Below are 24,610 nucleotides of genomic sequence, written 5' to 3'. Positions count from 1 at the left end.
GGGCGACAACGTCTCGATCACGGTCAAGCTGATTGCGCCGATCGCGATGGAAGAGGGCCTGCGCTTTGCGATCCGCGAGGGCGGCCGCACCGTCGGCGCCGGCGTCGTCGCCAAGATCATCGAGTGATAGTGTTGGCGTGGCCGATCAGCCCCCTGGTCGGTCGCTGAAGGGGTATAGCTCAATTGGCAGAGCGTCGGTCTCCAAAACCGAAGGTTGGGGGTTCGATTCCCTCTGCCCCTGCCAGCCGGTGACAAGCGCCACAGCGCCGGCGATGTTGTTCAAGCCCGCCCGTGTCCTCGGACCGCAGCGGGCTTGTGTTTCTGGTGCGCGGCGTTTGCTGCGCAGCTCAAGCTTCTGAAGGTGTGAGGGCGATGGCCTCAACGGATGTCGAAACCGTCAGCAGCGGCGCGGACAAGGCGAAGCTGGCTGCGGCTGCTCTATGTGTGGTGCTCGGGTTCGTGGGCTTTTACTGGCTGGCGGCCCAGGGCGCTTGGGCGCAATGGGCGGTGTTGCTGGTGGCGATCGCGCTGGCGCTGGGCATCGGTGCCACGGCCACGCCGGGGCAGCGGCTCATCGGCTTTGGGCGCGACTCGGTCAAGGAAGTCAAAAAGGTCGTCTGGCCGACCCGCAAGGAGGCGACGCAGATGACCGCGTACGTCTTCGCGTTCGTCGTGGTCATGGCGTTGTTCCTGTGGCTGACGGACAAGCTCCTGGAGTGGGTGCTGTACGGCCTCATCCTGGGTTGGAGGTGAATATGAGCGAATCGAACGCGGCGCCGGCGATGAGCGCCACCCCCGCTGAAGGCATGCGGTGGTATGTCGTGCATGCCTACTCCGGCATGGAGAAGGCTGCCGAGCGCAACATTCTGGAGCGGGTGCAGCGCGCGGGCATGCAGCACAAGTTCGGCCGCATCCTGGTGCCCACCGAAGAAGTCGTCGAGATCAAGAACGGCGTCAAGCGCACGGCCGAGCGCAAGTTCTTTCCCGGCTATGTGCTGGTCGAGATGGTCATGGACGACGACACCTGGCACCTGGTCAAGAACACCAGCAAAGTGACGGGCTTCGTCGGCGGCGCGCGCAACCGCCCGACGCCGATCTCCGAAGAAGAGGTCCAAAAGATCATCGGCCAGATGCAGGAGGGCACCGACCGTCCGCGCCACAAGATCGAGTTCGAGGTGGGCGAGCTGGTGCGCGTCAAGGAAGGCCCGTTTGCGGACTTCAACGGCTCGGTCGAAGAGGTCAACTACGAGAAGAACAAGCTGCGGGTGTCGGTCACCATCTTCGGGCGGGCCACGCCGGTGGAGCTGGAGTTCAACCAGGTCGAAAAGACCTGACGCCTACAGGTTCAAAAAGCGCTATAATACAAAGTTCACCGGCCCGCGCCACGTTAAGCATATGGCGCGGGCTTTCCGCTGTTGAGACCGGCTCGGCGACGGCGGACCGTCCGGCCAGCTTGGGCTGGCTGGGACGGGGCGAAACCGGGTCTTCGCGCGAGGAGGTGCTTGCGTCCGCCGCATGGCGGTTCGCGCGCCGACAGCACTCGCAGGAGCACATCACTCATGGCCAAGAAGATTGTCGGCTTCATCAAGCTGCAGGTGCCAGCGGGTAAAGCCAACCCCTCTCCCCCGATCGGTCCGGCGCTGGGTCAGCGCGGTCTGAACATCATGGAGTTCTGCAAGGCGTTCAACGCCCAGACCCAGGGCGTCGAGCCCGGTCTGCCGCTGCCGGTGGTCATCACCGCCTACGCGGACAAGAGCTTCACCTTCATCATCAAGACCCCCCCGGCCACGACGCTGATCAAGAAGGCGATCAAGCTGGACAAGGGCTCCTCCAAGCCGCACGCGCAGAAGGTTGGCAAGATCACGCGCGCCCAGCTCGAGGAAATCGCCAAGACCAAGATGAAGGACATGACCGCGGCCGATCTGGAGGCTGCCGTCAAGACCATCGCCGGCTCCGCCCGTTCGATGGGTGTGATCGTGGAGGGCGTGTGACATGGCGAAGCTGACCAAGAAGCAAAAGGCCCTGCAGGGCAAGGTCGATTCGACCAAGCTGTACCCGCTGCCCGAGGCCCTGGCGATCGTCAAGGAGTGCGCGACCGCCAAGTTCGACGAGTCCGTCGATGTGGCCGTGCAGCTCGGCGTCGATCCGCGCAAGTCGGACCAAGTCGTGCGCGGCGCCGTCGTGCTGCCCAACGGTACGGGCAAGACCAAGCGCGTCGCCGTGTTTGCCCAGGGCGCCAAGGCCGAAGAGGCCAAGGCGGCGGGGGCCGACATCGTCGGTTTCGACGATCTGGCTGCGCAGGTCAAGGCCGGCAATATCGATTTCGATGTCGTGATCGCCGCGCCGGACGCGATGCGCGTGGTCGGCCAGCTGGGCCAGATCCTGGGTCCGCGCGGCCTGATGCCGAACCCGAAGGTCGGCACGGTGACGCCGGACGTGGCCGCCGCGGTGCGCAACGCCAAGGCCGGCCAGGTGCAGTTCCGCGTCGACAAGGCTGGTATCGTGCACACCACCATCGGCCGCCGTTCGTTCGACGCCGACAAGCTCCAGGGCAACTTGGCCGCGCTGATCGATGCGCTGAACAAGGCCAAGCCCGCCGCCGCCAAGGGGCAATACCTGCGCAAGGTCGCGGTGTCCTCGACCATGGGCGTGGGCGTGCGCGTCGATCCGCAGACCATCACGGTCGCGGGCTGACAGGAATCGGCGCCGCGCCGCGGGCTCGCCCGGGGTGCGGCGCAGTGGTGGGTTCGCCGTCTTCCCGTCTTTGCGGGGCGGCGAAGCCATCCAAGACCGCTGGTGCGGACGCTCGTCCGCCTAAATGCCGCCTCTTGCGGGTCGGCGGCCAGCGCAGATGGCGATCCCGCCGCGGATGGAATCGGGTGCCGGCTGCGGCCGGTGCGGTTTCCAAAAACGGTTGATCGCTGCAACAGGTGCACGGCCTCCGCCCGGCGGCCGTGTTTTTAAGGAGTCAACCTTGAGTCTGAACCGCAGTGAGAAGCAAGCCGTCATCGACGAGGTGTCGGCGCTCGCCGCCAAAGCGCAGACGCTGGTGATGGCCGAGTACCGCGGCATCACGGTGGCGGACCTCACGAAGTTGCGTGTCGAAGCCCGCAAGGCAGGGGTGTCCGTCAGCGTGCTGAAGAACACCTTGGCCCGCCGCGCGGTGGCCGGTACGCCCTTCGAGGTCGCCGTCGAGCAGATGACCGGTCCGCTCATCTACGGCTTCTCGGAAGACGCCGTGGCCGCCGCGAAAGTGGTGGTCGAGTTCGCCAAGACCAACGACAAGATGGTCCTGCGCGGCGGTGTCTATGCCGGCAAGTCGCTGGATGTCAACGGCGTGAAGTCGCTGGCGAGCATTCCTTCCAAGGAAGTGCTGCTGTCGCAGTTGCTGGGCCTCATGCAGTCGCCGGTGTCCCGCCTGGCGCGCGTCGTGGCGGCCCTGGCCGAGAAGAAGGGCGAGGCGCAGCCCGCCTGATCCGGCCGTCGTCCCCAATCCAACCGTTTTTAGGAAATCATCATGGCATTCGACAAAGACGCATTCCTGGCCGCTCTGGACACCATGACGGTGATGGAGCTCAACGATCTGGTCAAGGCGATCGAAGAGAAGTTCGGCGTGAGCGCCGCGGCGATGGCGGCTCCGGCCGCTGCGGGTGGCGGCGCTGCCGCTCCGGCCGCCGAAGAGAAGACCGAGTTCGACCTGATCCTGAAGGAAGCGGGCGCGAACAAGGTTGGCGTGATCAAGGCCGTGCGCGAGATCACCGGCCTGGGCCTGAAGGAAGCCAAGGACCTGGTCGATGGCGCGCCCAAGACCGTCAAGGAGGCGATGCCCAAGGCCGACGCCGAAGCCGCCAAGAAGAAGCTGGAAGAAGCCGGCGCGAAGGCCGAACTCAAGTAATCGGCTCGCCGTCCAAGGGCTGGAGCGCCTCGCAGGGGCCTCCAGCCTTTGCCGCTTGCAGAGCGCACGGCAAAACGGTCGCCCGACCGCTTTGCCGTGTCTTCTGACCCCGACTGCAGCAAGACCGCTTGGTTCGGGCCTGCGCGCCACGCGCGGGCCGTCCGCCCAGAGACCGGTAGGGGCCGGTCGCCAAGAATTTCCCCGTGGGCGCCCCCGACGGTGCGTTCCACCCAGTCGCCGCAGACCTCAAGCCCGGAGATCTCATGGCCCAGTACTCCTACACCGAACGCAAGCGCATCCGCAAGAGCTTTGGCAGCCGCGACAGCGTGTTGGAAATCCCCTATCTGCTGCAGATGCAAAAGGACGCCTACACCGCGTTCCTGCAGGCGGACGTCCCCCCGCGTGAGCGCAAGCCGGTTGGCCTGCAGGCCGCGTTCGAGTCGGCCTTCCCGATCGTGTCGCACAACGGCTTCGTGGAGATGAAGTTCGTCGAGTACACGCTGGGCAAGCCGGTGTTCGACGTGCGCGAGTGCCAGACGCGCGGTCTGACCTTTGCGTCGGCCGTGCGCGCGCGCGTGCAGCTCATCATCTACGACCGCGAGGCCTCCACGCCGCAATCCAAGGTGGTCAAAGAGGTCAAGGAGCAGGAGGTCTACATGGGCGAGGTGCCCCTGATGACCGACAAGGGCTCCTTCATCATCAACGGCACCGAGCGCGTGATCGTGTCGCAGCTGCACCGCTCGCCCGGGGTGTTCTTCGAGCACGACAAGGGCAAGACGCACAGCTCGGGCAAGCTGCTGTTCTCGGCCCGCATCATCCCCTACCGCGGCTCGTGGCTGGACTTCGAGTTCGACCCCAAGGATCTGCTGTACTTCCGCGTCGACCGTCGCCGCAAGATGCCGGTGACCATCCTGCTCAAGGCCATCGGCCTGACGCCGGAGAGCATTCTTGCCAACTTCTACGTCAACGACCACTTCCGCCTGATGGACAGCGGCGCGCTGATGGCCTTCGTGCCGGAGCGCTTGAAGGGCGAGGTGGCGCGCTTCGACATCACCGACAAGAACGGCAAGGTGGTGGTGGCCAAGGACAAGCGCATCACCGCGCGCCATGTGCGCGAGCTGGAGCAGTCCGGCACCACCCACATCAGCGTGCCGGAGGACTATCTGATCGGCCGCGTGGTGGCCAAGAGCATCGTCGATCCGGACACCGGCGAGATCATCGCCCGCGCCAACGACGAGCTGACCGAGACGCTGCTGAAGAAGCTGCGCGCCGCCGGCATCCAGGACCTGCCCTGCATCTACACCAACGAGCTGGACCAGGGGCCCTACATCAGCCAGACGCTGCGCACGGACGAGACCGCCGACGAGTTCGCGGCCCGCGTGGCGATCTACCGCATGATGCGCCCCGGCGAGCCGCCGACCGAGGACGCGGTGCAGGCGCTGTTCCACCGCCTGTTCTACAACCCGGAGACCTACGACCTGTCGCGCGTCGGGCGCATGAAGTTCAACGCCCGCGTCGGCCGCGACACGGCCGAAGGCCCGATGGTCCTCACCAACGAGGACATCATGGCCGTGGTCAAGATCCTGGTGGATCTGCGCAACGGCAAGGGCGAGGTGGACGACATCGACCACCTGGGCAACCGGCGCGTGCGCTGCGTCGGCGAGCTGGCCGAGAACCAGTTCCGCACCGGCCTGGCGCGCATCGAGAAGGCGGTCAAGGAGCGGCTCGGCCAGGCCGAGCAAGAGCCGCTGATGCCGCACGACCTGATCAACTCCAAGCCGATCTCCGCGGCGCTCAAGGAGTTCTTCGGGGCCAGCCAGCTCAGCCAGTTCATGGACCAGACCAACCCGCTGGCGGAGATCACGCACAAGCGTCGTGTCTCGGCCCTGGGCCCGGGCGGTCTGACCCGCGAGCGCGCCGGCTTCGAGGTGCGCGACGTGCACGTCACGCACTACGGCCGCGTGTGCCCGATCGAGACGCCGGAAGGCCCGAACATCGGCCTGATCAACTCGCTGGCGCTGTACGCGCGCCTCAACGAGTACGGCTTCATCGAAACGCCGTACCGCCGCGTGGTGGACGGCAAGGTGACCAACCAGATCGACTACCTGTCGGCCATCGAGGAAAGCAAGTACATCATCGCGCAGGCCAACGCCGAGCTGGACGAGGAAGGCCGGCTGGTCGGCGAGCTGGTGTCGGCGCGCGAGAAGGGCGAGTCGGTGCTGACGACGCCCGACCGCGTGCAGTACATGGACGTCTCGCCGGCGCAGATCGTCTCGGTGGCGGCGTCGCTGGTGCCGTTCCTGGAGCATGACGACGCCAACCGCGCGCTGATGGGCGCCAACATGTCGCGCCAGGCGGTGCCGGTGCTGCGGCCCGAAAAACCGCTGGTCGGCACGGGCATCGAGCGCGTCGCCGCGATCGACTCCGGCACCGTCGTGACCGCCAAGCGCGGCGGGGTGGTGGATTATGTCGACGCCACCCGCATCGTCATCCGCGTCAACGACGACGAGGCGGTGGCCGGCGAAGTGGGCGTGGATATCTACAACCTGATCAAGTACCAGCGCTCCAACCAGAACACCAACATCCACCAGCGCCCCATCGTCAAGAAGGGCGAGCGCATCCACAAGGGCGCGGTGATCGCCGACGGCGCCTCCACCGACCTGGGCGAGATCTCGATCGGCCAAAACATGCTGATCGCGTTCATGCCCTGGAATGGCTACAACTTCGAGGACTCGATCCTGATCTCCGAGAAGGTGGTGGCCGAGGAGCGCTACACCAGCATCCACATCGAGGAGCTGGTGGTGATGGCGCGCGACACCAAGCTGGGGCCGGAGGAAATCACCCGCGACATCCCCAACCTGTCGGAGCAGCAGCTCAACCGCCTGGACGAGTCCGGCATCATTTACGTCGGCGCCGAGGTGCAGCCCGGCGACGTGCTGGTCGGCAAGGTCACGCCCAAGGGCGAGACGACGCTGACGCCGGAGGAAAAGCTGCTGCGCGCGATCTTCGGCGAGAAGGCCTCGGACGTGAAGGACACCTCGCTGCGCGTCGAGCAGGGCAGCCAGGGCACGGTGATCGATGTGCAGGTCTTCACCCGCGAGGGCATCCAGCGCGACAAGCGCGCGCAGCAGATCATCGACGATGAACTCAAGCGCTACCGCCTGGACCTGAACGACCAGCTGCGCATCGTCGAGGCCGACGCCTACGACCGCCTGGAGAAGCTGCTGATCGGCAAGACCGCCAACGGCGGGCCGAAGAAGCTGGCCAAGGGCACGGTGCTGACCAAGGCCTATCTGGCCGAGGTGGACAAGCACCACTGGTTCGACATCCGGGTGGCCGACGACGATCTGGCCGCGCAGATGGAGTCGATCAAGAACGCGCTGGAGGCCACGCGCCACAGCTTCGACCTCGCGTTCGAGGAAAAGCGCCGCAAGCTGACCCAGGGCGACGAGCTGCCGGCGGGCGTGCTGAAGATGGTCAAGGTGTACCTGGCCGTCAAGCGCCGCCTGCAGCCCGGCGACAAGATGGCCGGCCGCCACGGCAACAAGGGCGTCGTGTCCAAGATTGTGCCGGTGGAGGACATGCCCTACATGGCCGACGGCACGCCGGTGGACATCGTGCTCAACCCGCTGGGCGTGCCCTCGCGCATGAACATCGGGCAGGTGCTGGAGGTGCATCTGGGCTGGGCCGCCAAGGGGCTGGGCGAGCGCATTGGCGAACTGCTGGAGCGCCAGGCGGCGGTGGCCGAGATTCGCGCCTTCCTGGAGCGCATCTACAACGGCGAGGGCCGCCCGGAGCGCCTCGACGAGCTGTCCGACGACGAGATCCTGGCGATGGCGCGCGAGCTGACCAAGGGCGTGCCGTTCGCCTCGCCGGTGTTCGATGGGGCGAGCGAAGCGCAAATCCGCGCGATGCTCAAGCTGGCTTATCCGGACGAGGTGGCCCGCGCCAAGGGCCTGACCGAGAGCCGCACCCAGGTGCAGTTGCATGACGGCCGCACCGGCGATCCGCTGGAGCGCAAGACGACGGTGGGCTACATGCACTACCTGAAGCTGCACCACCTGGTGGACGACAAGATGCACGCGCGCTCCACGGGCCCATACTCGCTGGTCACGCAGCAGCCGCTGGGCGGCAAGGCGCAGTTCGGTGGTCAGCGCTTCGGCGAGATGGAAGTCTGGGCGCTGGAAGCCTACGGCGCGTCCTACGTGCTGCAGGAGATGCTCACCGTCAAGTCCGACGACGTGCAGGGCCGCACCAAGGTGTACGAGAGCATCGTCAAGGGCGAGCACGCCATCGACGCCGGCATGCCGGAGTCGTTCAACGTGCTGGTCAAGGAAATCCGCTCGCTCGGTATCGACATCGAGCTGGAACGCAACTGATAGAGCCAACCGAGGACGCAAGCCATGAAATCCTTGCTCGACCTGTTCAAGCAGTTCACGCCCGACGAGCACTTCGACGCCATCAAGATCGGTCTGGCTTCGCCGGAGAAGATCCGGTCGTGGTCGTTCGGCGAGGTCAAGAAGCCCGAAACCATCAACTACCGCACCTTCAAGCCGGAGCGCGACGGCCTGTTCTGCGCCAAGATCTTCGGCCCGATCAAGGACTACGAGTGCCTGTGCGGCAAGTACAAGCGCCTCAAGCACCGCGGCGTGATCTGCGAGAAGTGCGGCGTGGAGGTGACCCAGACCAAGGTGCGCCGCGAGCGCATGGGCCACATCGAGCTGGCCGCGCCGTGCGCGCACATCTGGTTCCTGAAGTCGCTGCCCAGCCGCCTGGGTCTGGTGCTGGACATGACGTTGCGCGACATCGAGCGCGTGCTGTACTTCGAAGCCTATGTGGTGGTGGACCCCGGCATGACGCCGCTGAAGAAGTTCAGCATCATGTCCGAGGACGACTACGACGCCAAGCGCCGCGAGTACGGTGACGAGTTCGTCGCCAAGATGGGCGCCGAGGGCATCAAGGACCTGCTGCAAAGCATCGATCTGGACACCGAGATCGAGAAGCTGCGCAACGACCTGACCGGCTCGGAGATGAAGGTCAAGAAGAACGCCAAGCGCCTGAAGGTGCTGGAGGCGTTCAAGAAGTCCGGCATGAAGCCCGAGTGGATGATCCTGGAGGTGCTGCCGGTGCTGCCGCCGGATCTGCGTCCGCTGGTGCCGCTGGACGGCGGGCGCTTCGCCACCTCCGACCTCAACGACCTGTACCGCCGCGTCATCAACCGCAACAACCGCCTCAAGCGCCTGCTGGAGCTCAAGGCCCCCGAGATCATCGCGCGCAACGAGAAGCGCATGCTGCAGGAGGCCGTGGACTCGCTGCTGGACAACGGCCGCCGCGGCAAGGCGATGACGGGCGCCAACAAGCGCGCCCTCAAGTCGCTCGCGGACATGATCAAGGGCAAGAGCGGCCGCTTCCGCCAGAACCTGCTGGGCAAGCGCGTGGACTACTCGGGCCGCTCGGTGATCGTGGTCGGCCCGACGCTGAAGCTCCACCAGTGCGGCCTGCCGAAGCTGATGGCGCTGGAGCTGTTCAAGCCGTTCATCTTCGCGCGGCTGGAGCAGATGGGCATCGCCACGACGATCAAGGCGGCCAAGAAGGAGGTCGAGGCCGGCACGCCGGTGGTGTGGGACATCCTGGAGGATGTCATCAAGGAGCACCCGGTGCTGCTCAACCGCGCGCCGACGCTGCACCGTCTGGGCATCCAGGCGTTCGAGCCGGTGCTGATCGAGGGCAAGGCGATCCAGCTGCACCCGCTGGTGTGCGCGGCGTTCAACGCCGACTTCGACGGCGACCAGATGGCCGTGCACGTGCCGCTGTCCATCGAGGCGCAGATGGAAGCGCGCGTGCTGATGCTGTCGTCGAACAACGTGCTGTTCCCGGCCAACGGCGAGCCCTCCATCGTGCCGTCGCAGGACGTGGTGCTGGGCCTGTACTACGCCACGCGCGAGCGCATCAACGGCAAGGGCGAGGGCATGGTCTTTGCCGACGTGGCCGAGGTGCAGCGCGCGCTGGACGCCGGCGTGGTGGAGCTGACCAGCCGCGTCAGCGTGCGCCTGACCGAGTGGCTGAAGAACAAGGAGACCGGCGAGCTGCAGGCCGTGACCAAGCTGCGCGACACCACCGTGGGCCGCGCGCTGCTGTCGCAGATCCTGCCCCAGGGGCTGCCGTTCGAGCTGATCGACAAGCCGCTCAAGAAGAAAGAGATCTCCAAGCTCATCAACGCCTCGTTCCGCAAGTGCGGCCTGAAGGAGACGGTGGTCTTCGCCGACAAGCTGCTGCAAAACGGCTTCCGTCTGGCGACGCAGGCCGGCATCTCGATCTGCATCGACGACATGCTGGTGCCGGCCGAAAAGCAATCCATCATCGAGCGCGCCGAGGCCGAGGTCAAGGAAATCGCCCAGCAGTACGCCTCGGGTCTGGTGACCGCGGGCGAGCGCTACAACAAGGTGGTGGACATCTGGGGCAAGGCCGGTGACGAGATCTCCAAGGTGATGATGGAGCACCTCAAGAAGGAGAAGGTCATCGACCGCCACGGCAACGAGGTCGAGCAGGAGTCGTTCAACTCCATCTACATGATGGCCGACTCCGGCGCGCGCGGCTCCGCCGCCCAGATCCGCCAGCTCGCCGGCATGCGCGGCCTGATGGCCAAGCCCGACGGCTCGATCATCGAGACGCCGATCACCGCCAACTTCCGCGAGGGCCTGAACGTTCTGCAGTACTTCATCTCGACGCACGGCGCGCGCAAGGGCCTGGCCGACACGGCGCTGAAAACCGCCAACTCCGGCTACCTGACGCGCCGCCTGGTCGACGTGACGCAGGACCTGGTCGTCACCGAGGAGGACTGCGGCACCGCCAACGGCACGCTGATGCGCGCCATCGTCGAGGGCGGCGAGGTCATCGAGAGCCTGCGCGAGCGCATCCTGGGCCGCACCACGGCCGAGGACATCGTCGACCCCGAAACGCAGCGCGTGCTGGTGGCCGCCGGCCAGATGCTGGATGAGGACGCGGTGGACCTGATCGAGCAGGCCGGCGTGGACGAGGTGCGCGTGCGCACCGTGCTGACCTGCGAGACGCGCTACGGCGTGTGTGCGCGCTGCTACGGGCGCGACCTGGGCCGCGGCGGGCTGGTCAACGTCGGCGAGGCGATCGGCGTCATCGCCGCGCAGTCGATCGGCGAGCCCGGCACGCAGCTGACCATGCGCACCTTCCACATCGGGGGGGCGGCGTCGCGCGCGGCGGTGGCATCCAGCGTCGAGGCCAAGTCCAACGGCGTGGTCGGCTTCAACAGCACCATGCGCTACGTCACCAACGCCAAGGGCGAGCTGGTGGTCATCGCGCGTTCGGGCGAGATCGTCATCCACGACGACAACGGCCGCGAGCGCGAGCGCCACAAGGTGCCGTACGGTGCGATCCTGGCGGTCAAGGCGGATCAGCGCATCACGGCCGGCACCATCCTGGCCAACTGGGATCCGCTGACGCGCCCCATCATCACCGAATTCGCCGGTGTGGTGAAGTTCGAAAACGTCGAGGAAGGCCTGACCGTGGCCAAGCAGGTCGACGAGGTCACCGGCCTGTCGACGCTGGTGGTCATCGACCCGAAGCGCCGCGGCGCCACCAAGGTGGTGCGCCCGCAGGTCAAGCTGATCGACGCCGAGGGCAAGGAGGTCAAGATCCCCGGCACCGACCACGCGGTGACGGTGACCTTCCCGGTCGGCGCGCTGATCCAGGTGCGCGACGGGCAGAGCATCCACCCCGGCGAGGTGCTGGCGCGCATCCCGGTGGAAGGCCAGAAGACGCGCGACATCACCGGCGGTCTGCCGCGCGTGGCCGAGCTGTTCGAAGCCCGCAGCCCGAAGGACAAGGGCATCCTGGCCGAGATCACGGGTACCGTCTCGTTCGGCAAGGAGACCAAAGGCAAGGTGCGCCTGCAAATCACCGATCCCGACGGTAAGGTCTGGGAAGAACTCGTGCCCAAGGAAAAGAGCATCCTGGTGCACGAGGGCCAAGTGGTCAACAAGGGCGAACTCATCGTCGACGGCCCAGCCGATCCGCAGGACATCCTGCGCCTGCTGGGTATCGAGGAGCTGTCGCGCTACATCGTCGATGAGGTGCAGGACGTCTACCGCCTGCAGGGGGTGAAGATCAACGACAAGCACATCGAAGTGATCGTGCGCCAGATGTTGCGCCGCGTCGAGGTGGACAACCCCGGCGACAGCCACTACATCTCGGGCGAGCAGGTCGAGCGCTCCGAGATCCTCAACACCAACGACGCACTGCGCGCCGAGGGCAAGACGCCGGCGACCTTCCGCAACCTGCTGCTGGGCATCACCAAGGCGTCGCTGTCGACGGATTCGTTCATCTCCGCGGCGTCGTTCCAGGAAACCACGCGCGTGCTGACCGAGGCCGCGATCATGGGCAAGAAGGACGAGCTGCGCGGCTTGAAGGAAAACGTCATCGTGGGTCGTCTGATCCCGGCTGGCACCGGCATGGCCTTCCACGAGGCGCGTCGCGCCAAGGAGCGCATGGACGAGGAAGAGCGCCGCGCCATCGCCGAGGCCGACGCGCTGTCGATGGCCGGCGGCGACGCCGACGACGAGACGGCTTGACGCCCCCCCTGTCTGACCTCATGGCCGAGGCCGCGCGCTGCGTGGCCGACGTGCACGCCGGCCGCTCGCTGGCCGATCTGTTGCCCGCGGTGCCGGCGCCGCTGCGCCCTGGCACCCAGGCGCTGGTGTTCGACACCTTGCGGCGCGCGGGCACGGCGCGGGCATTGGTCGGGGCCCTGGCCGAACGGAAACCGCCCCCCCCAGTGGCCGCGCTGCTGGAGGTGGCGCTGGCGCTGCTGCTGCAGGGCACGGCGTATGCCGCGCATACCGTGGTCGATCAGGCCGTGCAGGCCCTGCCGCGGTTGCGTGCGCCGGCGCTGCGCGGCTTCGTCAACGCCTGCCTGCGGCGTTTTCTGCGCGAGCGCGACGCCCTGTTGATCCGCGCCCAAGCCACGCCCGAGGGGCGCTGGAATCACCCCGAGTGGTGGGTGCAGCGCCTGCAGCAGGACTACCCGGACCAGTGGACCACCGTGTTGGCGGCCGATGATCGGCCCGGGCCGATGGTGTTGCGCGTCAACCGCCGCCAGACGTCGCGCGAGGCGTATCGGGCGCGGCTGGCGGCGCTTGGCTGGGCGGCCGACCCCATCGGGGCAGACGGGCTGGTGCTGGCCGATCCGGTGCCGGTCGAGCGCCTGCCCGGGTGGGAGGCGGGCGCCGTTTCGGTGCAGGATGGCGCCGCGCAGCTCGCGGCGCCCCTGCTGCTGGGGGACGGTCTGCCCGCCGGCGCCCGGGTGTTGGATGCCTGCGCCGCCCCCGGCGGCAAGACGGCCCACCTGCTGGAGCGCGCCGATCTGGACCTGTGGGCGCTGGATGCGGACGGCGCGCGCGCCGAGCGCATCCGCGACACGCTGCGCCGGTTGCGCCTGCCTGCGGCGGGGCAGGTGCGTGTGCTGACGGCGGATGCCGGCACGCCAGCCGATTGGTGGGACGGTCGGCCGTTCGATGCCATCTTGCTCGATGCGCCGTGCAGCGCCTCGGGCATCGTGCGGCGCCACCCGGATGTGCGCTGGTTGCGCCGACCTGGCGACATCGACCGTCTGGCGGCCGAGCAGCGGCGCCTGCTGGCCGCCTTGTGGCCCTTGCTGGCCCCCGGCGGGCGGCTGCTCTACGCCACCTGTTCCGTGTTTCGGGCCGAGGGGGCGGATGTCGTGACCGACTTCCTGGCCCGCCATCCGCAGGCTCGGGCGCTGCCCGCCCCCGGTCATTTGCTGCCCGGCGGGCTGGCGGCCGATGCGACGGATACCACAGCCGGCTTCGTCTCCGCGCACGCCATGGGCGACAATGCGCGGCGTGGCATGGATGGATTTTTCTACGCCTTGCTCGCCAAGGGGTGAAGGGCTTTGCGCCGGTGCCGCGTCCGTCGGGATGCGGCGCCGCGCCGCGCTGCGCGCCATCGCCGGCGGGGCGGTGGCGTTGGCGGCGACCGCGCTGCCCCCGCGCCGGGGCTGGGCCGCGCCCGAAGGCGATGCGGCGCACTGGCGGCTGGAGCGCACGCCCGATGCCCTGTACCTGTCGGCGCGCGTGCCGCTGGAGCTGCCGGCGCAGTTGACCGATGCGTTGCACCGCGGTGTGCCGCTGCACTTCGTCTGGCGGGCCGAACTGCGCCAACCCCGCTGGTACTGGACCGATCGGCAGTTGGCCAGCGTCGTGCGCACCGTCCGGCTGGTGTATCAGCCCCTGACCCAGCGCTGGCGGCTGAGCGTGCACGAAGGTGGGGCGCACGACGACGCCGCGGCGGCGGGTGCGCTGCATCGCAGCCTGGACACCCTGGGCGAGGCGCTGGCGCTGGCGCGCTCCGTCCAGCGCTGGCGGGTGGCGTCGGCCGCCGGCCTGCGCGGGGACGAGCGGCTGGAGGCGGAGTTTCGTCTGGACACCGGGCGGCTTCCCCGCCCGCTGCAGATATTGCCCGGGTGGGCGAGCGAGCCGCCCCCCGGCTGGCACGCGGTGTTCAAGGTGCCCGCCGCCCCCGGGGGCGAGGCGCTGGAGCCCACGGAGGCCCGTGAATGAGCAATGCCCGCGAGCGGGACGCGGTGCGGGCGCGCAACCTGCGCTGGTTTCTGGCGCTGGGGCTGCTGTTCATCCTGGGCGTCGGCCTGGTGCTGTTCTATCTGCTCACCCTGGCTACCGATCACCGCGCCGTCAAGCCTGAAACCTATACCCGGCTGCTCATCCTCAACCTGGGCGTGGCGGCCACCCTAGCCGGTGTGCTGCTGTGGCTGGCCGCGCGCCTGATCGTGCGGCTGCGGCGCGGCCGTTTCGGCAGCGGGCTTTTGCTCAAGCTGGCGGCGATCTTCGGGCTGGTGGGGGTGGTGCCGGGGGCCTTGATCTACGTCGTCTCGTACCAGTTCGTCAGCCGCGCCATCGAAACCTGGTTCGACGCGCGGGTGGAGACCGCCCTGCGCGCCGGGCTGGAGCTGGGGCGTACCGCGCTGGACACCGTGAGCGCCGAGTGGGCCACCAAGACGCGCGGCCTGGCCGCCTCCATTGCCAACAGCGGCGACGGCGCTGCGGGGGTGGCCTTGGAAGGCTGGCGCGATCAGAGCGGGGCCACCGACGTCGTGCTGTGGAATGCGCAGGGCCGTGCCATCGCGAGCGCCGGCGAGTCGCGCTTCCGCCTCGCGCCGGAGCGGCCGTCGCCGACCCAGTTGCGTCGCGCCCGCTCGGAACGGGTGGTGACCTGGATCGAGGGTTTGGAGGAGCTGGAAACCCTGTCCGATCCGCGGGAGGTGATGGGCCTGTCCGCCGCCGCGCTGCCCCGCGTGCGTGTGCTGGCCTATGTGCCCGCCGGGGGCTTTTCTTTTGGGCTGGAGCCCCGCTATCTGCAGGTCACCGCTGCCATGCCGCCTGCGCTGGTGGCCAATGCCTTGGCGGTGCAGGCCGCCAACCGCGAGTACCAGGAACGCGCGCTGGTGCGCGACGGCTTGCGCAGCATGTACATTGGCACGCTGACCCTGGCGCTGTTTTTGGCCGTGGCCGGGGCGGTGTTGCTGGCGGTGTTGCTGGGCAACCAACTCGTGCGGCCGCTGCTGCTGCTGGCCGAGGGCATGCGCGACGTGGCCCGCGGCGACCTGGGGCCCAAAGTGGCCCTGCCCGCGCGCGACGAACTGGCGGGGCTGACCCGCACCTTTGCCCACATGACGCAGGAGTTGGCGGACGCCCGGCAGGCCGTGCAGGCCTCCATGCAGCAGGTGGACGCCGCGCGCGCCAGCCTGCAGACGCTGCTTGACAACCTCACCTCGGGCGTCATCGTCATGGCGCCGGACGGCCGCCTGCGCAGCGCCAACCCCGGCGCGGCCCGCATCCTGCGCGTGCCCTTGGGCGACCATTTGGGGCAACCACTGGAATCGATCCCCGAGCTGCAGCCGTTTGGCGCCTGGGTGCGGGCGCAGTTTGCACGCTTCGTCGCGGACCCGGAAGGTACCACCGAGGGCGCGCACTGGCAGCAACCGCACGAGCTGCAGGCCCCGAATGCACCGAATGCGATCCAGGCCCCGGCGGCGGCCCGCACCCTGATCGCCCGCGGGGCGCTGCTGCCCGGTGGCGACCATCTGCTGGTGTTGGATGACGTGAGCGACATCATCTCGGCTCAGCGCGCCCAGGCCTGGGGTGAGGTGGCCCGGCGGCTGGCGCACGAAATCAAAAACCCGCTGACGCCCATCCAGCTTTCCGCGGAGCGGCTGGCCCTCAAGCTGGAGCCGCGCTTGCAGGGGCCCGATCTGGCCATGCTGCAGAAGTCGGTCAAGACCATCGTCGATCAGGTCGAGGCCATGAAGCGCCTGGTCAACGAGTTTCGCGACTACGCCCGCTTGCCGGCGGCGCAGCTGGCCCCGCTGGATCTGGCCCCGCTGCTGCGCGAAATCGTGGCCATGTACGAGGCCTCTGCCGTGCCGGTGCGGCTGGACCTGGACCCCGCATGCCCCCCCGTGCTGGCCGACGCCCAGCAGGTGCGCCAGGTGGTGCACAACCTGGTGCAAAACGCGCAGGACGCCACCACCCCGGCCAGTGGTGGCGGCGTCACGCTGCGCACGCGCGTCTCCGACAACGGGCAATGGGTGCGGCTGCAGGTGATTGACGAGGGACCGGGCTTCGCCGAGGCGATTCTGCAGCGCGCCTTCGAGCCCTACGTCACCACGAAGCCCAAGGGCACCGGGCTGGGCCTGGCGGTGGTCAAAAAAATCATGGACGAGCACGGCGGGCGCGTCGAGCTGCTCAACCGCCGCGACGGCGACCGAACCCTGGGCGCACAAGTCTCGCTATCATTCAGGGTTGCAAATATGCAACAGATTCCACAGGGGGCTCCCACCAACGGGTGACTGCAGACGATGGCAAATATTCTGGTCGTCGACGACGAACTCGGTATCCGCGAGCTGCTGTTCGAGATTCTCAATGACGAAGGCCACGCGGTGGAGCTGGCCGAGAACGCCGCGCAGGCGCGCGCGCAACGCCATCGCTTCGTCCCGGACTTGGTGTTGCTCGACATCTGGATGCCGGATACCGACGGCGTCACCCTGCTCAAGGAATGGGCCACCTCCGGTTTGCTGACCATGCCCGTCATCATGATGAGCGGGCACGCGACCATCGATACGGCCGTGGAGGCCACGCGCATCGGCGCCATGGCCTTTCTAGAAAAGCCCATCACCCTGCAAAAGCTGTTGCAGGCGGTCGAGAAGGGGCTGGCGCGCGGGCCGTTGCGCGCAGCGCGCTCGGCCGGGGTGCCCAATGGGGCCGCCCCGTCGGGCGTGGGTGGTACTGCCGGTGGCGCTGGCATGGCCGCGGATGGGCAGGCCGCAGCGCCGGGGGGCGCCACGGGGACGGCGGCGGCCGGCGCTCAAGCGGGTGCGGTGGCCGTGCCGGCGGCGGGCGCCGGTTTGCAGACGCTCGACCTCGACGCCCCCTTGCGCGAGGCCCGCGACGCGTTCGAGAAGGCGTACTTCGAGTTCCACCTGGCCAAGGAGCACGGCTCCATGACCCGCGTGGCCGAGAAAACGGGGCTGGAGCGCACCCACCTGTACCGCAAGCTCAAGCAGTTGGGGGTGGATCTGTCCCGCGCCAAGCGCAACGGGGCGTGAGGGCGCGATCTTCCGCTATAATGCGGGTTCTGTTGGCCCGGTAGCTCAGTTGGTAGAGCAGCGGATTGAAAATCCGCGTGTCGGTGGTTCGATTCCGCCCCAGGCCACCACCATTCAACGCCCAACCGGCTCCGGTTGGGCGTTTTCGTTTCCGGGTTCCGCGCACCGTGCGGGGTTCCGGGCCGTTCTGCCTGCGCTGCGCCCCACTGCCGGGGGCGCCTGAACGGGGCAGGTTCGACTCCGCTCCGCCCTCTCTTCTCTCGAAACCTGCGCCAACTTCTTGGCGCAAGCGCACGCAAGCGGCCTTGCGCCACCGTGACTTACACCTGCGTCACGCAGAGCAGTTGTCCATGGCGCTTGCTCGGGCGATCCATCAGGCCAACGCACTCACCTCGGCGGCCGCACAGGGCATCCAGTACAAGCCTTCGCGCCGTCGCGTCTCCACAAGTTCGCGGTAGGCAACCAGAGGCCCTTCTGCTTCCGGCTTGCCCCTGTCGCGCGCCTTGACCTTGAACACGTCGATGGGCTTGTCACTGTCTAGCCCGGCGCGCCGCATGATCTGTTCGGCGGTGCGGGGCTCCCCCTTGAACGACCACAGTGCGTCGAAGACCGCGGCCTGAGCCTCGGTCAGCCGGATCGGGCCGTGCGGCCCCTCGGGCAGCGTGACCCAGCGGAAATCCGCCGAGAAAGGCCCCTTCACCGGCGTCCTTGGATCGCTGGCCTGCGGAGCAGGTGGCTCACCCGGCATGCCGATGAACGAGATGCCGCCTCCGTAGAAGGCGAAGCGATCCTCCAGCGCCAGCCACTCCACGCCCGGGCCGAAGGGCGCCCCGCGCGTCTCGCGCGGCTTCGGCGTGATGACGCGGATCGCCCCTCCTGCGACCCGCACCCGGTCCAGCAGGGCCGGCTCGCGCCATAGCCGGATCAGATCGCGCGCCAGCAGGACTGGCGAGCACCGGGAATCGCCAAGGCGCCACACGCCATCGCCGAGGGCGTCGATGCCGTCGCGGCTCTCGATCGAAAGCGCCAGCCGCAGCTTTCGGCGCAGCCACTCCTCGTCCAGCGCCAACGCGGCCATGTCGTCGGCCTCGACGGCCACCGGCCCGCACTCGGGGCACTGACAACTAGACCCCCGGCGCCCGCCGCCCCAGACCTGCGCCCGGTGCTGGTGGCAGTAGGGACACAGCACGAATCGCTGGTCCAGGGTCGTGGGCTTCACCGCCTGCCCGAGGGCCGGCAAGGCGGCGCTCTCGCGGGGAGAGAGCGCGGCTCGAAGGATGGGCGTGCCGCCCGCGAACAAGCGGCACACCAGGGCCCAGGCGTCGTGCGTGGCCACCGGTTAGTCCTCGCCAATCGTGGAGGGATGCGGCTCAGGATTGGCAGTTCCCGCTTCCGGCGGCGCTTCCCGGACGTTCAGCGTCTGGCCGGGCTGCAAGATGCCCAGCGAGACCAGGTAGCCCTCCAACTGCGCCTGCAACGCGGCATCGAACTTGTGCAGGTTCAGCCGTCCGCGACGCGTCACCTCGACCGTGACGACCTTGGAACGCGCCTTTCCGGGTTCGGGCGGGTAGTACAGGTTGATGCGTGCCGACGTGATCAACCAGCCGCGGGCCAGCGGGTCCTCACCGGGGAACTCCTCGCGCAGCAGTTCGGTGACGCAGCGCTGCTCGCTCGACGCCATCGCCGTGCAATCGAGCTTCAGTGCCGTGCTCGGGCTCAACACCGTGAGGGACTTGACCTGCAGCGCCACGAAACCGTCCGCCACGGCCTGCGGCACGTCGAAGCCCAGGCGCAAGACCGACAGGTCCAGCGTCGGCGGCTTGATGCGGTGCGCGTCCACCTTGACGCCCAGCAGGTGCTCGGCGAAGGCGTCCACGAGCATCTGGTGGTACTTGGCGCCCCCGCGCACGAGGGTGCGAACGACCCCGGTGGCGACGGCGTACTCCAACACCATGTCGATGTTCGGATTGCCGACGCGCCGAGTAAGCGTCGCCCCTTCGAACTCCAGGCGCAGCATGGCCAGGTCCTTGACGTGGACCGTCAGCAGGAACACGCCGGGGCGGCGTTCCACCAGGTAAGCCACGCTGCCGTCGCCGCACTGCAGTTCGCGCTCATAGAAGGCCGAGATGGCCTGGCGCAGCGCGGTCAGCGCGGCATCCGAGGCGTTCGGCCGGCGCTTCACGCCGAGGTCGTGCTGCTGGGCCTGCGACCCGTGGCGCTCGAGGTAGTCGAACTCGCAGGCCCGCTCGAACAGCGCCGGATGATTGGCATACAGCCAGAAGGAGCGGTGGGTGTCGCTCCGGCATCCCACCAGGCCCAGCAGCGCGGCGCCGTCCCCGGCGGCGGCCTGGAACATCGCCTGCTTGCCGGCCGGGTCGGCCAACTGGATGCTGGCCATGAGGTTGCCGATCAAACGATCACGGGCGGCGACGTCGGGCCAGGCGCGAACGGCCTCCACCAGCGCCTGCGAGGTGCGCGGCGTGTCCTCCCAGTCGAAATCGGCGGCCACGGGCAGGCCCTGCGAGGCCAGGAAAGCGCTGAGGGTCGCGTCCACCGGCAGTTCGAGCAGCACGTCGACGAAGGTCTTCTTCATCTTCTCGGTCCTTTCCGCAAGAGGTGTCGAGGGCTGCGGACCGATGGATCGGGCACGCGGGCCGGCGACGGCTGACTGAACTTGTGTCACGCCAAAGTAAAGCAGCGTGATACAGCGCGATTGTGTCCCGGCCTGATCCGCTTGTCAAACTGCATGGCACATCTAGCGGCGTTTGGTATTACAGGGCTATACTGTCGGATCGCATTCCAACACTTCCCGTGATTCGAGACGGGGCATCGCCATGGCTTCCGCGTTTGGATCTCGCCTGCGGCGATTCCGCGAGGCGAAGAAATTGACCCTGCAGCAGGTGGCCGACGCGGTCGGCTGCACCAAGGCTTACATCTGGGAACTGGAGATGAAGGAGGGCCAACGCCCCTCGGCCGAGCGCGTGCAGGCGCTGGCCAAGGTGCTGGGCGTCACGATGGAGGACATCATGGGCGAGCCCATGCCCCAGGTCCCCGAGGCCAGCCCCGAGGATGTGGCCTTCTTCCGGGCGTACGCCGGCATGACCGAAGCTGAGAAGGACCGGGTGCGCCAAGCGCTGAAGATCATCTTCCCGGACAAGGATCTGCCGGAAAGCAAAAGGTGAACACGCCCCCGGCCCTCAACGGCGCGATCGCCGCCAACAAAGTCCACCACTGGTTGCGGGCTTGGTATGGCGCGGACGTGCCCGAGGCCGTCGATCTCGATGTCGTGCGGCAGATGCTGCCGACCACGCCCTACGGCAAAGGGGTTCGGGAAATTCGTCCCCCGGTGCAGTTCAACGACGATGCCTTCGAGGGCCTGCTGGCGCGGGACCCCGGTGACCCTGAGGTCTGGGGTATCGCCTACAACGGCGCGGTCAGCCCGCAGCGCCAGCGATTCACCATCGCTCACGAGCTCGGGCACTTCGTCCTGCACCGCGACCGGCAGCCGCGTTTCAACTGTGACAAGGAAAGCGTCTACTCGGGCCACGAGACCATGCGCCTGATCGAGCGCGAGGCCGACGACTTCGCCAGCAATTTGCTGATGCCCGGCGATCGGCTGCGCGAGTGGATCTCGAACCGACGCATCGATCTGCACGTCCTCAGTGGCATTGCCAAGCGCTTCCAGGTCTCGTTCGAGGCGTTGTGCATCCGCTTCATCAAGTTCACCCCGCAGCGCGCCATCTTGGTCTACTGGGACAACGGCTACGCGAAGTACGAATGGCGCAGCAGCAGCGCCGTGAGAACCCGGGCGCGCATCCGGCGCAGCGGCGATCCGCAAGAGCCCTTACCCGGCACGCTCGCCGCCGACGCGAGCGTCGAGCAGGCATGGGATGGCGTCGAGATGTCCGCCGCGATCTGGTGCCCGGAGGAGGCACCCCACATGAAGCTGCGTGAGTTCAAGCACAGCTACACCTCGAGAGATCGCGTCCTGACCCTGCTGCTGTTGGAAAGTGCAGAGCCACGCGCTTGGGATCTGGCGTGGCAGGACGGCGAAAGCTTCGACAGCTACGACCGGTTCGTCTCGGCAGGCCAGCACCAGGTGTGATGACGCAGGGCGCCGTAGCCCGCGCATCCCCGCCAAAACCCGTTACGCGGAGCCCCTCGATTCCTAGCATGAGCGGCGTTCTCCATCGAAACGCCGACCATGCGCGAACCCGAACCCCTCTCCCCGGCCCTCGAGGCTGATCGGCCTCGGCACGCGCACCAAGAGATCGTCGATCTGCTGGCCTGCGCCCTGCTGCGGCTGCGCGCACGCCCCTTTCCGCCGCCTGGCCGTCCCGCCACCGACAGCGACTCGGTTGGCCTTGGCTTCTGCGGGCCACAGCGCGTGAATGCGAACCCCGATCACGCACGAGGAGTTCGCCGATGACGACACACGCAAGCCCCGCAGACCCGGCCACCGTCGCCGCCCGCGTCGCGCAGCTGCCCCACCTGTCGATGGACAGCCTCTGGGCGCTGTGGGACGAGTACTTCGAGGAGCGGCCCAAGCACCACCACCGCACGTGGCTGGAGAGCCGGCTCGCCTACAGGATCCAGGAGCGCGCCTTTGGCGGGTTGAAGCCCGCCACCCGCCGCAAGCTCGAGGAGATCGGTGAGACGGGCATTCTGCCGCGCCAACTGCGCCGCGACGCGAGTCGGCTGCTGCCGGGCACGGTGCTCACACGGATCTTCGACGACGTCGAGCACCGCGTCCTGGTGCGCGGGCCCAATGACTTCGAGTATCAGGGGCAGCGGTTCAAGAGCCTGACGGCGATTGCCCGCCACATCACCGGCACGCATTGGTCGGGCCCCGCGTTCTTCGGCCTCAAGACCAAGGGCGGCCAGAAGGAGCCGGCATGAGATCACGATGGCCCGCATCCCCGTCGACCATGCCGACGCCTGGTCCCGTCACGCCATCGAGGCGCTGTGCGGTCTACACCCGCAAGTCCACCGACGAAGGGCTCGACCAGGAGTACAACAGCCTCGAAGCGCAGCGCGACGCTGGGCTGGTCTACATTGCCAGCCAGCGTCACGAGGGGTGGATCGCCATCGACGACAGCTACGACGACGGCGGCTACTCGGGCGGCAACCTGGACCGCCCTGCGCTCAAACGGCTGCTCGCCGACATCGAGGCCGGCAGGATCGACATCGTGGTCGTCTACAAGATCGACCGATTGACGCGAAGCCTCGCCGACTTCGCCAAGCTGGTGGAGGTGTTCGACCGCAACGGCGTCTCCTTCGTCTCGGTCACGCAGCAGTTCAACACCACCACCTCGATGGGGCGGCTCACGCTCAACATCCTGCTGTCCTTCGCGCAGTTCGAGCGCGAGGTCACCGGCGAGCGCATCCGCGACAAGATCGCCGCCTCCAAGGCCAAGGGCATGTGGATGGGCGGCATGCCGCCGCTGGGCTATGACGTCGTCGATCGCAAGCTCGTCGTCAACGAGCGCGAGGCAGCACTCGTGCGTGACATCTTCCGGCGCTACGCCGAGCATGGCTCGGCTGCACGGCTGGTGCGGGAGATGGCGATCGAGGGGCACACCACCAAGGCCTGGGTGACCCAAGGCGGGCGCCGGCGCACGGGCCGACCCATCGACCAGCAGTTCATCTTCGCGCTGCTGCGCAACCGCATCTACCTGGGTGAGATCCGCAACCACGGCACGTGGTATCCCGGCCAACACGAAGCGATCGTGCCACGAGACCTGTGGGACGCCGTGCACGCTTTCATCGAGCGCCGCAAGCAGGCGCCGCGCGAACATCGGGCCAAGCATCCGGCCTTGCTCGCAGGGCTGCTGTTCGCACCCGATGGGCAGCGAATGCTGCACACCTTCGTCAAGAAGAAGAAGAGCGGACGCACCTACCGCTACTACGTCCCCTACCTGCACAAGCGCCGCAACGCGGGCGCAAACCTGACGCCGGACGTCCCGGACGTCGGGCACCTGCCCGCGGCCGAGATCGAGAACGCGGTGCTCGCGCAGATCCACGCGGCGCTCTCGGCGCCGGAGGTGCTGATCGGCACCTGGCGGGCGTGCCAGCGCCACCCGGCGGGTGCCGCCCTCGACGAAGCGCAGGTGGTGGTGGCGATGCGACGCATCGGCGACGTGTGGGCGCAGTTGTTCCCGGCCGAGCAGCAACGCATCGCGCGGCTGCTGATCGAGCGGGTGCAACTGCATGAGCACGGACTCGACATCCTCTGGCGTGAAGACGGCTGGCTGGGATTGGGGCCCGAGATCGGCGCGCATCCCTTGGTCGACGAATGCCGCGCGAGCGCCGAAGAGGCCTTGGCATGACCCGGTCGCCTCCCGATCCGACTGCGAACTCCCGCCGTCGCGCGATCCGGGTCGAGATCGGCAACGACGCACGCAGCTACGTCAGCGACAGGCAGCGGGTGACCCTGGTGCCCCTGACGATCAAGCGCCGGCAAAACCGCAAGCTCCTGATCCCGCCGACGCCCGAGTCCGCAGCCTCAGCCGCGGGAGGACTGGACGCGTCGATGATCAAGACGCTCGGCAAGGCCTTCTACTGGAAGCGGCTGCTCGAGGAGGGGCGCTATCCCACGACGACCGACCTGGCCCGCTCCCTGAAGTTGGAACCCGGCTGGGTGGCCGAGGTGCTGCGCCTGACCCTGTTGGCCCCCGACATCGTCGAGGCCATCCTGGACGGGCGCCAGCCCCGCCATCTGAACCTGCAGACCCTGCGTGGCCGGCACGATCTGCTGCCCCGCGACTGGGCCGAACAGCGCCGGCTGCTGGGTTTTCCGCCACCGGCCCAGTGACCGGCCGCACGGGTGCGGTGCAGGCGCGGCTTGCGCTGCGGACGCTCGGTGGTGTCCTCGTACACGCCGTCGAGCCACAGCATGTGGAAGTGGATGTTGAGATTCAGCGCGCTGCCGAAGCGCTGGATCAGGGTCACCGCACCGCATTGCGCCGTATCCCGCGGCACGCCGGCCTGATCGGCAAGCCAACCGGCGATCACACGATGCACGATGCCCAGCACCGGGCCGA

At 67.8% G+C, this 24,610-nt stretch carries 20 protein-coding genes, 2 tRNA genes and 1 pseudogene; 20 read left to right on the top strand and 3 right to left on the bottom strand.

Going from position 1 to position 24,610, the window contains the following annotated elements; all coding sequences use genetic code 11:
• The 15 genes from Tfont_RS12540 to Tfont_RS12470 form a co-directional block, all read left to right on the top strand.
• A partial coding sequence (locus Tfont_RS12540; RefSeq protein WP_076887029.1) for an EF-Tu C-terminal domain-related protein occupies positions 1-127 on the top strand: 127 nt, incomplete at its 5' end.
• Between the two features lie 41 nt (positions 128-168).
• A tRNA-Trp gene (locus Tfont_RS12535) sits at positions 169-244 on the top strand.
• A 128-nt stretch (positions 245-372) separates the two neighbouring features.
• Positions 373-753, top strand: a complete 381-nt coding sequence (gene secE, locus Tfont_RS12530) for a preprotein translocase subunit SecE (protein ID WP_143969686.1) — start codon at positions 373-375, stop codon at positions 751-753.
• A gap of 2 nt (positions 754-755) precedes the next feature.
• Positions 756-1,334 (top strand): transcription termination/antitermination protein NusG, encoded by a 579-nt coding sequence (nusG, locus tag Tfont_RS12525; protein WP_068607170.1) that lies wholly within the window; start codon positions 756-758, stop codon positions 1,332-1,334.
• 225 nt (positions 1,335-1,559) lie between these two features.
• The gene (gene rplK / locus Tfont_RS12520) at positions 1,560-1,991 is read left to right on the top strand and encodes a 50S ribosomal protein L11 (RefSeq protein WP_143969685.1); all 432 of its coding nucleotides are present in this window, start codon (positions 1,560-1,562) and stop codon (positions 1,989-1,991) included.
• Position 1,992: 1 nt separating this feature from the next.
• Entirely contained in the window at positions 1,993-2,694 is a 702-nt protein-coding gene (gene rplA, locus Tfont_RS12515; RefSeq protein WP_068607173.1) for a 50S ribosomal protein L1, read from the top strand.
• A 280-nt stretch (positions 2,695-2,974) separates the two neighbouring features.
• Positions 2,975-3,475, top strand: coding sequence for a 50S ribosomal protein L10 (rplJ, locus tag Tfont_RS12510; protein ID WP_068607175.1), 501 nt, complete (start codon positions 2,975-2,977; stop codon positions 3,473-3,475).
• Positions 3,476-3,517: 42 nt separating this feature from the next.
• Positions 3,518-3,895, top strand: coding sequence for a 50S ribosomal protein L7/L12 (gene rplL, locus Tfont_RS12505; RefSeq protein ID WP_068607177.1), 378 nt, complete (start codon positions 3,518-3,520; stop codon positions 3,893-3,895).
• A gap of 263 nt (positions 3,896-4,158) precedes the next feature.
• Positions 4,159-8,274 (top strand): DNA-directed RNA polymerase subunit beta, encoded by a 4,116-nt coding sequence (gene rpoB, locus Tfont_RS12500; protein ID WP_143969684.1) that lies wholly within the window; start codon positions 4,159-4,161, stop codon positions 8,272-8,274.
• Between the two features lie 24 nt (positions 8,275-8,298).
• Entirely contained in the window at positions 8,299-12,498 is a 4,200-nt protein-coding gene (gene rpoC, locus Tfont_RS12495; RefSeq protein ID WP_143969683.1) for a DNA-directed RNA polymerase subunit beta', read from the top strand.
• Positions 12,495-13,832: a 16S rRNA (cytosine(967)-C(5))-methyltransferase RsmB gene (gene rsmB, locus Tfont_RS12490; protein WP_260682387.1), complete on the top strand. Its 1,338-nt coding sequence runs from the start codon at positions 12,495-12,497 to the stop codon at positions 13,830-13,832. The genes rpoC and rsmB overlap by 4 nt, the downstream gene beginning before the upstream one ends.
• Positions 13,833-13,863: 31 nt before the next feature.
• Entirely contained in the window at positions 13,864-14,505 is a 642-nt protein-coding gene (locus Tfont_RS12485) for a DUF4390 domain-containing protein (protein WP_185974533.1), read from the top strand.
• Positions 14,502-16,811 (top strand): ATP-binding protein, encoded by a 2,310-nt coding sequence (locus tag Tfont_RS12480; protein ID WP_143969681.1) that lies wholly within the window; start codon positions 14,502-14,504, stop codon positions 16,809-16,811. Before Tfont_RS12485 ends, Tfont_RS12480 begins: the two co-directional genes overlap by 4 nt.
• A gap of 9 nt (positions 16,812-16,820) precedes the next feature.
• Entirely contained in the window at positions 16,821-17,567 is a 747-nt protein-coding gene (locus Tfont_RS12475) for a response regulator (protein WP_143969680.1), read from the top strand.
• A gap of 34 nt (positions 17,568-17,601) precedes the next feature.
• Positions 17,602-17,677 (top strand) — tRNA-Phe (locus tag Tfont_RS12470).
• 263 nt (positions 17,678-17,940) lie between these two features.
• Here Tfont_RS12470 and Tfont_RS12465 read toward each other — a convergent pair.
• Positions 17,941-18,903: a hypothetical protein gene (locus Tfont_RS12465; protein ID WP_143969679.1), complete on the bottom strand. Its 963-nt coding sequence runs from the start codon at positions 18,901-18,903 to the stop codon at positions 17,941-17,943.
• Positions 18,904-18,906: 3 nt separating this feature from the next.
• The gene (locus Tfont_RS12460; RefSeq protein WP_143969678.1) at positions 18,907-20,160 is read right to left on the bottom strand and encodes a hypothetical protein; all 1,254 of its coding nucleotides are present in this window, start codon (positions 20,158-20,160) and stop codon (positions 18,907-18,909) included.
• A gap of 241 nt (positions 20,161-20,401) precedes the next feature.
• Here Tfont_RS12460 and Tfont_RS12455 point away from each other — a divergent pair, with 241 nt between their 5' ends.
• From Tfont_RS12455 to Tfont_RS12430, 5 genes are all read left to right on the top strand, one after another.
• A complete protein-coding gene (locus Tfont_RS12455; protein ID WP_091534243.1) occupies positions 20,402-20,749 on the top strand; it encodes a helix-turn-helix domain-containing protein in 348 nt (115 codons plus the stop codon).
• Positions 20,746-21,672 carry an ImmA/IrrE family metallo-endopeptidase gene (locus Tfont_RS12450; protein ID WP_260682386.1) on the top strand — a complete coding sequence of 309 codons (927 nt, stop codon included), beginning with the start codon at positions 20,746-20,748 and terminating at the stop codon, positions 21,670-21,672. Before Tfont_RS12455 ends, Tfont_RS12450 begins: the two co-directional genes overlap by 4 nt.
• 320 nt (positions 21,673-21,992) lie before the next feature.
• Positions 21,993-22,466: a DUF2924 domain-containing protein gene (locus Tfont_RS12440; RefSeq protein ID WP_143969676.1), complete on the top strand. Its 474-nt coding sequence runs from the start codon at positions 21,993-21,995 to the stop codon at positions 22,464-22,466.
• A 29-nt stretch (positions 22,467-22,495) separates the two neighbouring features.
• Positions 22,496-23,896 (top strand): recombinase family protein, encoded by a 1,401-nt coding sequence (locus Tfont_RS12435; protein ID WP_143969675.1) that lies wholly within the window; start codon positions 22,496-22,498, stop codon positions 23,894-23,896.
• Positions 23,893-24,381: a hypothetical protein gene (locus Tfont_RS12430; protein ID WP_143969674.1), complete on the top strand. Its 489-nt coding sequence runs from the start codon at positions 23,893-23,895 to the stop codon at positions 24,379-24,381. The genes Tfont_RS12435 and Tfont_RS12430 overlap by 4 nt, the downstream gene beginning before the upstream one ends.
• Positions 24,382-24,385: 4 nt before the next feature.
• On the opposite strand, the pseudogene Tfont_RS12425 reads toward Tfont_RS12430, so the two are convergent.
• Positions 24,386-24,610, bottom strand: a pseudogene (locus Tfont_RS12425) (transposase); the annotation flags it as partial.

The sequence above is a fragment of the Tepidimonas fonticaldi genome (assembly GCF_007556755.1).
Taxonomy (GTDB): domain Bacteria; phylum Pseudomonadota; class Gammaproteobacteria; order Burkholderiales; family Burkholderiaceae_C; genus Tepidimonas; species Tepidimonas fonticaldi.
This window is presented reverse-complemented; position numbering and strand designations above follow the sequence as displayed.